The 11,548-nt window shown below is 52.5% G+C and carries 13 protein-coding genes; 5 read left to right on the top strand and 8 right to left on the bottom strand.

What is annotated here, in order from left to right; genetic code table 11:
- Positions 1-111: 111 nt before the first annotated feature.
- Complete coding sequence (locus VH86_RS14450) at positions 112-1,014, bottom strand: LysR family transcriptional regulator (RefSeq protein WP_045833303.1); 903 nt, start codon at positions 1,012-1,014, stop codon at positions 112-114.
- 100 nt (positions 1,015-1,114) lie between these two features.
- Here VH86_RS14450 and VH86_RS14455 point away from each other — a divergent pair, with 100 nt between their 5' ends.
- Entirely contained in the window at positions 1,115-2,182 is a 1,068-nt protein-coding gene (locus VH86_RS14455) for an SDR family oxidoreductase (protein ID WP_045833304.1), read from the top strand.
- 89 nt (positions 2,183-2,271) lie between these two features.
- Here the strand turns inward: VH86_RS14455 and VH86_RS24715 are convergent, their stop codons facing one another.
- Positions 2,272-2,583 carry a hypothetical protein gene (locus tag VH86_RS24715; RefSeq protein WP_052696618.1) on the bottom strand — a complete coding sequence of 104 codons (312 nt, stop codon included), beginning with the start codon at positions 2,581-2,583 and terminating at the stop codon, positions 2,272-2,274.
- Between the two features lie 171 nt (positions 2,584-2,754).
- On the opposite strand from VH86_RS24715, the gene VH86_RS14465 reads away from it, so the two are divergent.
- Both VH86_RS14465 and yiaK read left to right on the top strand, forming a co-directional pair.
- Positions 2,755-4,323, top strand: a complete 1,569-nt coding sequence (locus VH86_RS14465) for an MFS transporter (RefSeq protein WP_231647221.1) — start codon at positions 2,755-2,757, stop codon at positions 4,321-4,323.
- Positions 4,304-5,317, top strand: a complete 1,014-nt coding sequence (gene yiaK / locus VH86_RS14470) for a 3-dehydro-L-gulonate 2-dehydrogenase (protein ID WP_045833306.1) — start codon at positions 4,304-4,306, stop codon at positions 5,315-5,317. Before VH86_RS14465 ends, yiaK begins: the two co-directional genes overlap by 20 nt.
- A 60-nt stretch (positions 5,318-5,377) precedes the next feature.
- Here the strand turns inward: yiaK and VH86_RS14475 are convergent, their stop codons facing one another.
- Entirely contained in the window at positions 5,378-6,109 is a 732-nt protein-coding gene (locus VH86_RS14475; protein WP_045833307.1) for an SDR family NAD(P)-dependent oxidoreductase, read from the bottom strand.
- 99 nt (positions 6,110-6,208) lie between these two features.
- Here VH86_RS14475 and VH86_RS14480 point away from each other — a divergent pair, with 99 nt between their 5' ends.
- Positions 6,209-6,604, top strand: a complete 396-nt coding sequence (locus VH86_RS14480; RefSeq protein ID WP_045833308.1) for a helix-turn-helix domain-containing protein — start codon at positions 6,209-6,211, stop codon at positions 6,602-6,604.
- An 88-nt stretch (positions 6,605-6,692) separates the two neighbouring features.
- Here VH86_RS14480 and VH86_RS14485 read toward each other — a convergent pair whose 3' ends face one another.
- The 5 genes from VH86_RS14485 to VH86_RS14505 all read right to left on the bottom strand — a co-directional run bounded on the left by VH86_RS14485 (position 6,693) and on the right by VH86_RS14505 (position 10,479).
- The gene (locus VH86_RS14485; protein WP_045833309.1) at positions 6,693-7,337 is read right to left on the bottom strand and encodes a hypothetical protein; all 645 of its coding nucleotides are present in this window, start codon (positions 7,335-7,337) and stop codon (positions 6,693-6,695) included.
- A 133-nt stretch (positions 7,338-7,470) separates the two neighbouring features.
- Positions 7,471-8,100 carry an NrsF family protein gene (locus tag VH86_RS14490; protein WP_045833310.1) on the bottom strand — a complete coding sequence of 210 codons (630 nt, stop codon included), beginning with the start codon at positions 8,098-8,100 and terminating at the stop codon, positions 7,471-7,473.
- Entirely contained in the window at positions 8,093-8,644 is a 552-nt protein-coding gene (locus VH86_RS14495; RefSeq protein WP_045833311.1) for a sigma-70 family RNA polymerase sigma factor, read from the bottom strand. The genes VH86_RS14490 and VH86_RS14495 overlap by 8 nt, the downstream gene beginning before the upstream one ends.
- 17 nt (positions 8,645-8,661) lie before the next feature.
- A complete protein-coding gene (locus tag VH86_RS14500; RefSeq protein ID WP_045833312.1) occupies positions 8,662-9,891 on the bottom strand; it encodes a protein-disulfide reductase DsbD in 1,230 nt (409 codons plus the stop codon).
- Between the two features lie 15 nt (positions 9,892-9,906).
- Positions 9,907-10,479, bottom strand: coding sequence for a peroxiredoxin (locus tag VH86_RS14505; protein WP_045833313.1), 573 nt, complete (start codon positions 10,477-10,479; stop codon positions 9,907-9,909).
- Between the two features lie 144 nt (positions 10,480-10,623).
- Here VH86_RS14505 and VH86_RS14510 point away from each other — a divergent pair, with 144 nt between their 5' ends.
- Positions 10,624-11,166 carry a chorismate mutase gene (locus VH86_RS14510; protein WP_045833314.1) on the top strand — a complete coding sequence of 181 codons (543 nt, stop codon included), beginning with the start codon at positions 10,624-10,626 and terminating at the stop codon, positions 11,164-11,166.
- Positions 11,167-11,548: the final 382 nt, after the last annotated feature.

The raw sequence follows: 11,548 nt of genomic DNA on the forward strand, positions 1-11,548 counted from the left end.
ATTATGGCCAGGGTGAGAATCGTGTACTTAGCTATGGAAGCGCTGCAAACCGTGCACCTGGATATGATTTTTTACCTTCGCAATGGTTGGGCGGCATGAGTGTCATCCACCTCAGCGAATCTGTAATTCTGCTAACGCTGTCAATAGCGCATCGACTTTTGGCAACAACTGCTTGCGGCGCGGCCATATCAACGTTAATGCCAAACCATCGGGCTGTTGTTCCGGCAAAATGATCTCCAGTTCACCGCGTGCCAGCGGTTCGCGCACCAGCCAGGATGGCATCTGCGCCACGCCTAATCCGCCACACAACGCTTGCACTTGCGCATCGACGTCACCCAGTGCCATCCGGTGCGGCACATTACGCCAGTGTGGATGTCCATCGGCAGTGGTAAACAGCCAGGGCTTGCTGCTGCCATCGACACGTTCATACATAATCGCCTGATGCTGCAACAGCTCGCTTTCATTGCGGGGACGTCCGTGGCGCGCCAGATAATCGGGTGCAGCGCAAAACACCATGCGCTCGCGGCCCATCTGACGGCAGCCAAGCGAGGCCGGCACATCTGGCGATCCGCCAATGCGTACTGCGACATCAATCCCCTCATCAAACAGATCGATAAAGCGATCGGAGAAGGTGAGATTGAGTTCGAGTTCCGGGTGTCGCTGACAAAATGGAATCAGCACCGGCATGACGCCAAGTCGGCCATAGGTATTGGGCACGGCGACGCGTAATCGCCCTGAGGGAATGCTGCGCTGTGCTGCCAGTACCGCTTCGGCTTCGGCCAGTTCCTCCATAATGCGCAGGCAGGTTTGATAGTAGGCGTTGCCGGCATCGGTGAGTTTCAAGCTGCGCGTGGTGCGTTCCAGCAAGCGTGAGCCGAGTCGCGTCTCAAGTCGCGTGACGCTTTTACTGACGGCCGAACCGGTCAGGTGTAAACGTTCTGCCGCCGCCGCGAAACTGCCGCTCTCGACGCTGGCCACAAAGGGAACGATATCTTTCAGGCGTTGATCGTGCATCTATTCGTGAATCCAGGTTGTGAATGATGTGAATTAAAGCCAGAGATAGGAACTCAATTCTCTATTAAGCTCATCATTACTGAAACAGAGGAGAATTGAAATGCAAAAGCAGGCGTTAATTGTGGGCATCAGCGGCGTTATAGGGCGTGCGCTGGCGGAAAAACTGCAAAGTGAAGGATGGCAGGTGACCGGATTATCCCGTGGACGCGGCGCGATCCCTGAAGGTTGTCGTAGTGTGACCGCGGATCTCAGCGATGCGGATGCGGTAAACACCGCACTGTCACAAGAGAAGCCCGATGCGCTGTTCTTTAGCGTCTGGTCGCGTCAGGAAAATGAAAAAGAGAACATCCGCGTGAACGGCGGCATGGTGCGCAATGTGATTGAAGCGCTGGGCGAGCGCCTCAACGGTGCACATGTTGCGCTGGTGACCGGGCTGAAGCACTATCTGGGGCCGTTTGAAGCCTATGGCAAAGGCGCGGTGCCGGTGACGCCGTTCCGCGAAGAGCAGGGACGTCAGCCGGTGGATAACTTCTACTATGCGCAGGAAGATGAAATCTTTGCTGGCGCTGAGAAATATAGTTATCGCTGGAGCGTGCATCGTCCACACACCATCATTGGTTATGCGCTGGGTAACGCCATGAACATGGGGCAGACCCTGGCGGTATATGCCACGCTGTGTCGCGAGAAGGGCTGGCCATTTATCTTCCCCGGTTCGCCTGAGCAGTGGAACGGTATTGCGGATGTCACTGACGCCGGTTTGCTGGCAGAGCAGTTATTGTGGGCGGCAACAGCCGACGAAGCGGCAAATCAGGATTTCAACGCGGTGAACGGCGATGTGTTCCGCTGGAACTGGCTGTGGCCGCGTCTGGCAGCGTATTTCGGCATTGAGGCCGCTGCCTATCCTGCGCAGATGATGCCTTTAGAAGGGCGGATGCAGGAGGCTGCAGACGCATGGCGTGCCATTGCCGCGCACGAACAGTTACGTGAGGCGGATATTAATAAACTGGCTTCGTGGTGGCACACCGATGCCGATCTGGGACGTCCAATGGAAGCGTTCACGGATATGAGCAAAAGCCGTAAAGCCGGGTTTACCGGTTATCGCGCAACGCTGGATTCGTTTATCAGCTTGTTCGATAAACTGAAAGCGGAGAAAGTGATTCCACAGTGACGTTTTGATTTTTCACCCCCTGCGTGTAGCAATGCACGCACGAACAATGCAGACCATTTTGTTATACGGTCGCCATTTATGGCGACCGTTTACACGTCTTCCAGTTCACGCAGTTTACGCATGACCGGCCTGACATCGTTATTTAAATATTCCATCGTAGTCAGAAACACCCTGCGACGTTTGTCGAAGTTCTTACGGTAAAACATAAATCGTAACCCTGGTGCAAAGACCAGTAATTGCACGTCATTGGCAATAAGCGTGTCGATATTGGATTCGCTGATATCAAGCGTGAAACACCAATTAAGCTGTCGCTTGCAGATGGCACTTTGTACCCAAGAATATTCCTTTGAATGTTGAGATGCGAATAAGTTACCCATAGATGAGTGACCACTCACCGCCATAGTTCATTCCGTCAGAAATTAAATGAGGTGAATGAAAAAAACGTCTAAGTCATCACATATCAACCATTGGTGCTGTTCAAAATGTGATCTTTTCCGTAAAAAGTTACAAGCATTCTTGTATGGTAGTTGGCGCGAGTAAATCATCGGTACCTACTCCCAGAGAAGGTGCCGATGATGATTAACCGTTCGGAAGAGAAACCTATCAAGCTAAAGAACATGCTGGCGTACGGCGGCGGTGATGTTTTTGGCGGTGGCAGTTTTACCGTGCTCGGCCTATGGCTAATGTTCTTTTATACCACCTATGGTGGACTGAGCCCGGCAGAGGCAGGCGCAGTCATTGCGTTTGCGCGCTTACTGGATGCTTTTTTCGATCCGCTAATGGGATATGTCACTGACAACTTCTGGCGTAATCGGTTGGGACAGCGTTTTGGCCGTCGTGGCTTTTTCTTCTTGATTGGCGCGCCGCTGGTGTTTCTCAGTTACATCATGATGTGGATGAGCGACATGGGCTTTGCCTATTATCTCGCGACTTACATCCTGTTCTACGCCTGCTATACGCTGGTTATCGTGCCGTATGAAACGCTGGCGGCGGAGATGACTCATGATTTCCACGTGCGTTCCCGCCTGACTGGCGTTCGCATGTTCTTCTCAATGGGAGCCGGGATTCTGGCTGCCTGGCTACCGGGTGTCATTATTTCGCTACTCGGAGAGAACGCATCCTCTTCCTTCTTCTATATGGCGATTATCTTTGCCACGCTATTTGCTATCGTCATTTTCGGGCTCTACTTCTTTACCTGGGAGCGGGCGATTGAGATCACTGAAAAACCCGCGCCAGTGGATTTCAAACGTGACATGAAAGCGCTGTTTCGCTCCTTGCTCTCCACCTTCCATGTTCGGACCTTCCGCCAGCATGTTGGCATGTACCTCGGCGCTTTTGTCGCGCTGGATGTGTTAGGTGCCGTGTTGGCTTACTACATCATCTTTGTGCTTGGTCATAACGCTGTCGATGCCGCAAACAGCATGACGTTTATGTCGGTGGTGCAGTTCATCTGCATTGCGGCGTGGATTCCCTTCTGTATCCATATTGGTAACGGTGCGGCCTATAAACTGGCGCAATATTTGATGTTAACCAGCGTCGCGTTGTTTATCAGTTTCTATGCCTTTGGTATTAGCGCGGAGATGTGGATGGTATGGGGCGCGGCGATTGTGATGGGGATGGGGCGTTCCGGAACACAGTATGTCTGCTGGAACATCTACAGTTTCATTCCAGATGTGGATGAGATGTTGACGGGGCAGCGCCGTGAAGGGATTTTTGCCGGTGTGATGACGTTTGTGCGCAAGGCCGTACAGGCGGTAGCCCTGTTTATCGTCGGATTGGTACTACAAGCTTATGGCTTTGCCGGAAAAGGCGCGGTGAGCCAACCGCCTGAAGCGATCCACGGAATTGCCCTGGTGTTTGGCGTGGGCGCAGTGATTTTCCTCGCCGTTGGATTATTCAGCGCACGTGGCTTTAGTCTCAACCGTCATAACCATGCACTGTTGATTGCAGAGATTCAACGCCGTCATGCGGGTGGCAATCCCGCAGAGGCCAGCACCGAAACGCGTGCCGTAGCGGAAAAACTCACCGGCTGGCCGTGGGCCAGTTTGTGGGGCAAAAACGACATTATGAAGCGCATTGATCCACGCGCAGAATCTCTCACTGCTAAAGGAAATCAGCAACATGACACGCATAACCTTTGAAGTAATGCAGGCCACCATTGAGAAAGCTTTGTTGAACGCCGGTCTGGATGCGCAACAGGCAGCGCTCTGTGCGCGCATCCATACAGAAACCAGCTGTGATGGCATTCCCTCGCATGGATTAAACCGCGTTGCCCGTTTCGTGGACTATCTGCAAAAGGGTTGGGTGGATGCTCATGCGATACCGGAGCGCGTGAAAAGCTTGTCGGTGATGGAAGTGTGGGATGGACAGCGTGGCCCAGGCATCACCAACGCCATCCGTGCGGTGGATCGCGCCACAGAGTTGGCGCGTGAACATGGCATGGGGTTGGTGGCGATGCGTAATACCACACACTGGATGCGCGGCGGGACCTACGGTTGGCGCGCCGCCGAACAAGGCATGGCCGCCATTTGCTGGACGAATACCGAATCCTGCATGCCCGCGTGGGGTGGTAAGAATACTCGCCTTGGCAACAATCCGTTTGTGATGGCGGTACCCGGAAAACAGGGGCCGTTAGTGCTGGATATGGCGATGTCGCAATACTCCTATGGCAAGTTGCAGGTCACCCGATTGAAAGGGGAACAGTTGCCCTACGCGGGCGGTTTTGATGCGCAGGGCAATTTAACCTGCGATCCTGCACCGATCGAAGCGTCAATGCGGATCTTGCCGACGGGTTACTGGAAAGGATCGGGTTTGGCAATTTTGCTGGATGCGATGGCGGCATTGCTGTCTGGCGGCAGTTGCACTGCAGAGATTGACCGTATTCAGCAGGGCAGTTGCACGGGTGCCAGCCAAATATTTATGGTGTTTGATCCTGCGCAGATCAGCGGTCAGAACTTTAGTGAGCAACTGGCAGAGACCATTCAGCAATACGTCAATGGCTCAATGGTTGCCGAAGGATTCAGTGGCGTCACATGGCCCGGTGAGCGACAAAAAGCCACGCGTGAACGCAATCGTGAAATGGGCATTCCCGTGGACGACGGTGTGTGGGCTGAGGTGCAACACCTGGCAAGTTAGCCACAGGCTTCTCACATTGCGGCAAACAGCCATCGCAGCGTGGCTGTTTGCCTTAACAGATTAAACTTGTGTTAATCCGCCATCGACGCAGATTTCCGCACCGGCAATATAGCTGCTCTCGTCACTGGCGAGGAATAGGGCCGCATTAGCCACTTCTTCCGGTTTACCCATTCTGCCAAGAGGGATGGCGTTGGTTAATCCATTGCGAACATCCTCAGAAGCCGCAGCCATCATCTCAGTATCAACAGGGCCCGGCGCGACCACATTCACTCGAATTCCTCGCGCTGCAAGTTCACGCGTCCAGGTGCGCGCGAATGAACGTAGAGCCGCTTTACTGGCAGAATAAACCCCATAACCCTCCGTGCCGATGACATCCGCAATAGAACCAATCAACACCACACTTGAACCGGATTTCAGAAGCGGTAATGCCGCTTGCAAGGCGAAGAGAGGTGAACGGACATTCAGCCCGAATATCTGATCAAAATGTGGCTCAGTGATCGCATCAAGTTTGGCATATTCAGACATACCGGCATTGATCACTAACACGTCCAGATGATCTGACGTGCCTTTAATGGTGGCCATGATACGGTTCAATTCGTCTTTTCGACTGACATCTGCTTGCAGTGGCATCGCGTTGCCAGTGATTTTTAGGTTGGCCGCGGCTAACTCTTCTTCACGACGAGAAGTAAACCAGGTTGTGGCACCTTCGCTGGCAAGGCGCTGACTGATAGCCAACCCGATACCTTTTGCGCCGCCGAGTACAACGGCCACTCTGTTATTCATTCTGCCCATCTGCTTTCTCCTGTGTTGGTGGAAATCAGATGATATAAAAACTATACTTGATATCAATTACGCACTTGATTTATATCAGATATATAAGGGTATATCGACATGCCAAAAAATGATGATAAGCCATTGATTGATATCGGTAAGACAAGACCGGTTCTGGAAAATATTACCAATAAATGGTCAATATTAATTCTCACTGTGCTTTGTACACAGCCTTCTCGCTTCAATGAAATTCGCCGCCGGTTGGATGGCATAACCCATAAAGCGTTGGCCGATGCGCTTAAACGGTTAGAGCGCAATGGGCTGGTGAACCGTAAAGTGTTGCCGACTGCGCCGGTGAGTGTGGAATACAGCATCACACCTTTGGCGCAGACACTGCAGCAGCCATTTATGGCCCTGGCAAGTTGGGCGATGGAGTACGGGCCGGAGATGGAGAGAGCACAGGCCGCTTACGACATGGCTCGCAATGAGGAAAAAAAGATGGCAGAAGAAGTTTAATGGTTGGGTTTTAATGACAGAACTCAGAAAGACTGGCAGCGCGGTAATTTCATACGCTGCCGTTTTAATCACCTTTATTTGTACCTGTCTATATTACAGGGACGGATAATGCTGAGACTTTTTCTCTAGCCTCAGCAATCAAAATAATCCCCTGCAAGGATTCATCAGGATGAACACTCCAAATTTTACTTTCGGGGATGCAAGTGCCGTCATAACGTATTTTGGTGCCGTCGTAGGGATAAAATTTACCTTCGTTTGTATCCAAAACAAATACCTGTAGCAGACGAGACTTTTGCGCAATGTGTTTCCAAAGTGCTTTCCCGCCTTCATAGTGGTGATGATCACTCATCAGCGTGATATTTTGATGCACCACCAACGTTTCGTACATGCGGGTTGCAAGACCAAAACCTTGAATGATCTCTTGTACCACAACCCCTTCGACCTGCAGCGCGGCAGCATCTTGCCAGAATGCCTTTACGCTAAGCCCATCAAAATTCTCAACGCGAATCAGTTCCAACGTAGCAATGACACGATGGCGGAGATCGTTCTCAATGAGTGCCGGCCCAGCATCGACAACTGCAGAAAACGGTGTTTTGCGATCATAGATAATCCAGTAAGTAGAACTACCCATTTCAAACTCATCAATAATCTCAAAACGTCGTTGTAATGTATTGGGGCTGTATGACATTGGCATTATTGCCATATTTGAATCCCCCTTGTTAAGCACTGGCATGTGTATTCCTTCACTTAGTTTCCTCTCTCCATTTATTAAATTAACACATGACAGAATAGTGGGGAGGTAGATTTAATGGGAGCCAGATTCCTGATTTCTATTTTCATAGGGAGAATGGCATACCTTAATGACCTCAACCTAATCTCACCCAGCGGCGACCAAGTAGCACTGTCAGGACGATAATCACCGCAATTGCGGCCAGATGCATGACAAAATCCATGGGATGCAGATGCACAGGGTGACAAAACGCCAGCAGGGTAACTGCCATGCAGGCGACACCCAATCCAGCCATTGCCAGGCTGCGTACCGGGTGGAGAGCGCGAGTGCGGCGCAGCGTGGCGATCATCAGAACCATCATAGGTGTGCTGACAACCAAGAGGAAAGTAAAGCATCGTGTGCTGTCATCGTCATGCGGCTCAATAACCGCGTGCGGAATACTGCTTAGACTCAAACCCAACCACAGTAAGCCCAGCGGCAACAGCACTTTCCAACTGATGCTTTGACGCCCGGCAATACTCATATTAAACGCGCTGCGAATCGCCATTAGACCCAGAACAAAGGCCAGAGCCAGTTGTACCATCGCGCGCATTGCGCCAGGCTGCGACCAGTCGGTGAGGGTGCGTTGCACCAGAAAACTGGCGGCGATGCCGCAGGGCAGTGCCAGTAGCAGCCACATCAAGACACGCCAATAAGTCGGCCGCATCGGTTGAACGGGCTGCATGTCGCGGCTGAGTTTTTCGATTAACAAATCGTGATTATTCATGGTGTGCTCCAAAGCGACGCAGATTACTCAGCGCGCGATGCAACAGCGATTTCACCGCTGCCACACTTAAATTGTTATGTTCTGCCGCTTCAGTCAGGCTCATTTCGCGTAGATGGACGTGTTCAACAATCTCACGTTGACGAGAGGGAAGCTGGCGCAAATAGCCTGCCAGCTCCACTTGCGTATCCAGCGGTGGTGTTTCTGGCGCAATGGCGGCTTCAGTTAACGTCTCTTCATGAACTTCCCATTGCTGATGACGTCCGCGCCGCCTCAGGGCATCGACTGCGCGAGCGGAGATGATAGCCATCAGCCAGGGTAAGAACGGGTAGGCAGGATCATAGGTGTGACGCACCCGATGCACCGTTAACAGCACATCCTGAATCACATCTTCGACTAATGCCTGGTCGGTGAGTTGTTTGCGTATTTGTCCGCGTATCACCGGCACTAACGCTTTGAGCAGTCGGGTGTAGGCGAGCTGATCGCCCGCCTGCGCCTGTTCCATTAGCGCGGGCCAACTTTCGCGCGCGCTATCACTTGCTTGCATAATCCGCCTTGAAACATTTACGCCTTCGAGCTGGCCGCTTGCAGCGCATTCACCACAATGCCTGGTGTCAGCACTTGCGGCAGCACTTTTGGCGGCCCGCCATCGGCGGGGTAAACCAGATACATCGGGAGTCCGCCCTGGCCAAACTCGCTCATGGCGTCATCGACATCAGGGTTAAACTTGGTGGAGTCAGCCACCATATACAACGTACCGGTTTTTGCCAGCGCGTCTTTAACCGCCTGCGTCGAGAGTGAGGTTTTTTCATTTACCTGACAAGTGATGCACCATGATGCCGTGAAATCGACAAAGATCGCTTTGCCATGTCCGCGTTGTGATGCAACGGCCTGCGGCGTCCACTTCTCTTTGGTGAGCTGTGCGGTGACCTGATCGCCAGCCAGTCCTTCGCCCGGTTTAATCAACTGCGGCAACGGCGCCAGTACGGCGACAATCAATACGGCGGTGACGGCGAACAGGACTTTATGGCCTTTACCGGCAAAACGGCGATGTTGCGCCATCCCATACAACCAGCCAGCAAACGCGACAACGACAGAGGCTGCTAACAGTGTAGCTAAAGCTGCGCTGCCCGCCTGTTGCGCTAATACCCACACCAGCCAGGCGTAAGCGCCGAACATTGGGAAGGCCAGACCGCGTTTCAACACATCCATCCATGCACCTGGTCGTGGCAGGAATTTTGCCAGACGCGGGAACAAGGAAACCAACGTGAAGGGCGCGGCAAAACCCAGAGCCAGTGCAAAGAAGATTACCAGGGCCACAGCCGGAGGTTGCACCAGCGCATAACCAATGGCACTGGCCATGAAGGGGGCGGCGCAGGGGGTGGCAACGATAATCGCTAGCGCACCGGTGAGCGCAGATCGTAAAAATGCGCCGCGATTGATTTCCACCGCGCCCACGCGCTGAACGGACAAGCCCACTTCAAACACGCCGAGCAAGTTAAGTGCGGCGGCGAGGATCACCAGCGACAGCAGGGCGATCACCAGGGGGGATTGCAGTTGGAAACCCCAACCGACAGCGGCCCCGCCTGCGCGCGCGGCCAGTAAAATCCCTGCCAGCGCCATCATGGTGACGATCACACCCAGCAGGAAACCCAAACCTTCGCGTCGCGCGCTGGCAGCGTTGTCCGTGTGGCGTAACAAACCCAGCGCTTTCAGTGAGATGACTGGAAAAACGCAGGGCATAAGATTAAGAATAATGCCGCCAATGAAGGCGGCCAGCATGGCGGTTAACATCGCTGGCCTCTTTGCTTAGTGAGTTTGCTGATGCGCGTCGTCGTACTGCTTCACGGCGGCGAGGGCTTTCTCAATGTGCGTATCCGGGTTTCTATCAGTGTAACTCAGCAGGATGTTGCCATCCGGCGCAATCACATAGGACGTACGATCGGAGAGTGTTTTCCCTTTCATTTGCATGGTGGTCTGGTACTCAGCAGCAATCTTGGCGCCAGGATCCGCAGCGACCGCAAATTTGTCACGGCATTCCAGTTTGGAGAAGTCGCTGACCTGATCGGTATTCCCAGCGGTCACGCCAATCACGGTGGCGTGCATTTTGGTGAAATTATCGGTGGCTTCGGCGAAGTCATGCGCTTCAATGGTACAGCCCGCGCTAAAGGCAGCTGGGAAGAAATACAGCACCACAGGGCCTTTTTGCAGCGCTTTTTGCAGTGAGAAGGTGAGTGGTTTGCCGGCTAAAGCACCTTGTAACTCGAAATTCGGCGCTTTGGCACCCACGGGCAGCGCGGCGATGGCATTAAAAGCGGTGGCAGAGAGGCCCAATGCAGCGGTGATGCTCAGAGTACAAACGAGGGTTTTAAACGATTTCATTATCTGCTCCTGCGATGTAAGGGAGGTCCGGTTTTGGTGACTCAATACATCAGTTCGCTGGAGGAGGCGGAAAGGTTTCGGTGTCAGAAAAAAAAAGTTAAATTAGCCACGCTATATGACTCATGGAAAAAGAGGCAAACAGAGATGAATCGGAATTATTTCAGTAAAATCATTTTATTAGTCGGATTATCTTGTTCGGCTACCGCATTGGCGGCACCGGCAATAAACAGCGATGTCGCTTCACTCATCAACCAGCGCTTGTCGTATATGAAGGATGTCGCTGGCTATAAGGCCGTTAATCATCTCCCTGTAGAAGACCTGCCGCAGGAAGACAAAGTTCTGGCCAGTGCGGTACAGCAAGCTGAAAAACTGGGCTTAGCGGGGGAGTCTGTCAAACCCTTCGTGCAGGCGCAGATGGATGCCGCGAAAGCGATTCAGTATCGCTATCGTGCAGATTGGCTCTCCACGCCCGAGCAGGGATGGCAGCCTTTGCCGTTAGACCAGGTCAGGAGCAAGATTAATGCGCTGAGCGCCAGTATCCTGAACGGTATCAGTGAGCAATTAGCCCAGGGCAAACCCTTCACTGATAAACCCGCCTTTCTGCACGCGCTTGATCAAGCGAATCTGGAACAGGGTGATAAAACGCGGTTGTGGGAAGCCTTGCAGAAAATCAGTCTGAAAAAATAGCGGATATGCCATGCCAGAGGTGTCATGAATCACGCCTCTGGAATGTTTAACGCAACATGCTTCATGGTTTCAGTCTACTCAGCATGCGAAGCGCGTTCTCAAACCACTTTTCTGCAATCTGGACTGGAATTTCAGCGGGTAAAATTTTCATCACGCGCCTTCCATTCATCACTGCAATAAACGCCTGTTTCACCCATCATTCTTCGGCGCTATGGTGTCGTGAACTCCATTTTATCTTCTGCAGTCAGCGTCACGCCATTCCGCCACCTTTTCCTTATATCCCCAACTGAACTCCCTATGTCCTGCTGGAGAATGCCCTCTGCTATAACTGCTGCGAGTTGTTAACGTGTGGGAAAAGCTTGTCATGGATATTCGTAAAATT

Origin of the sequence: Pantoea sp. BL1 (assembly GCF_000963985.1) — a bacterium.
Lineage (GTDB): Bacteria > Pseudomonadota > Gammaproteobacteria > Enterobacterales > Enterobacteriaceae > Pantoea > Pantoea rwandensis_B.

What these genes read in the sequence shown, in the direction of transcription:
- VH86_RS14475 (WP_045833307.1), bottom strand. Translation starts at nt 6,109, where the DNA reads ATGGGCAGAATGAATAACAGAGTGGCCGTTGTACTCGGCGGCGCAAAA.
- VH86_RS14500 (WP_045833312.1), bottom strand. Translation starts at nt 9,891, where the DNA reads ATGTTAACCGCCATGCTGGCCGCCTTCATTGGCGGCATTATTCTTAAT.
- VH86_RS14450 (WP_045833303.1), bottom strand. Translation starts at nt 1,014, where the DNA reads ATGCACGATCAACGCCTGAAAGATATCGTTCCCTTTGTGGCCAGCGTC.
- VH86_RS14465 (WP_231647221.1), top strand. Translation starts at nt 2,755, where the DNA reads ATGATGATTAACCGTTCGGAAGAGAAACCTATCAAGCTAAAGAACATG.
- VH86_RS24715 (WP_052696618.1), bottom strand. Translation starts at nt 2,583, where the DNA reads ATGGCGGTGAGTGGTCACTCATCTATGGGTAACTTATTCGCATCTCAA.
- VH86_RS14480 (WP_045833308.1), top strand. Translation starts at nt 6,209, where the DNA reads ATGCCAAAAAATGATGATAAGCCATTGATTGATATCGGTAAGACAAGA.
- VH86_RS14485 (WP_045833309.1), bottom strand. Translation starts at nt 7,337, where the DNA reads ATGCCAGTGCTTAACAAGGGGGATTCAAATATGGCAATAATGCCAATG.
- VH86_RS14495 (WP_045833311.1), bottom strand. Translation starts at nt 8,644, where the DNA reads ATGCAAGCAAGTGATAGCGCGCGCGAAAGTTGGCCCGCGCTAATGGAA.
- VH86_RS14510 (WP_045833314.1), top strand. Translation starts at nt 10,624, where the DNA reads ATGAATCGGAATTATTTCAGTAAAATCATTTTATTAGTCGGATTATCT.
- yiaK (WP_045833306.1), top strand. Translation starts at nt 4,304, where the DNA reads ATGACACGCATAACCTTTGAAGTAATGCAGGCCACCATTGAGAAAGCT.
- VH86_RS14455 (WP_045833304.1), top strand. Translation starts at nt 1,115, where the DNA reads ATGCAAAAGCAGGCGTTAATTGTGGGCATCAGCGGCGTTATAGGGCGT.
- VH86_RS14505 (WP_045833313.1), bottom strand. Translation starts at nt 10,479, where the DNA reads ATGAAATCGTTTAAAACCCTCGTTTGTACTCTGAGCATCACCGCTGCA.
- VH86_RS14490 (WP_045833310.1), bottom strand. Translation starts at nt 8,100, where the DNA reads ATGAATAATCACGATTTGTTAATCGAAAAACTCAGCCGCGACATGCAG.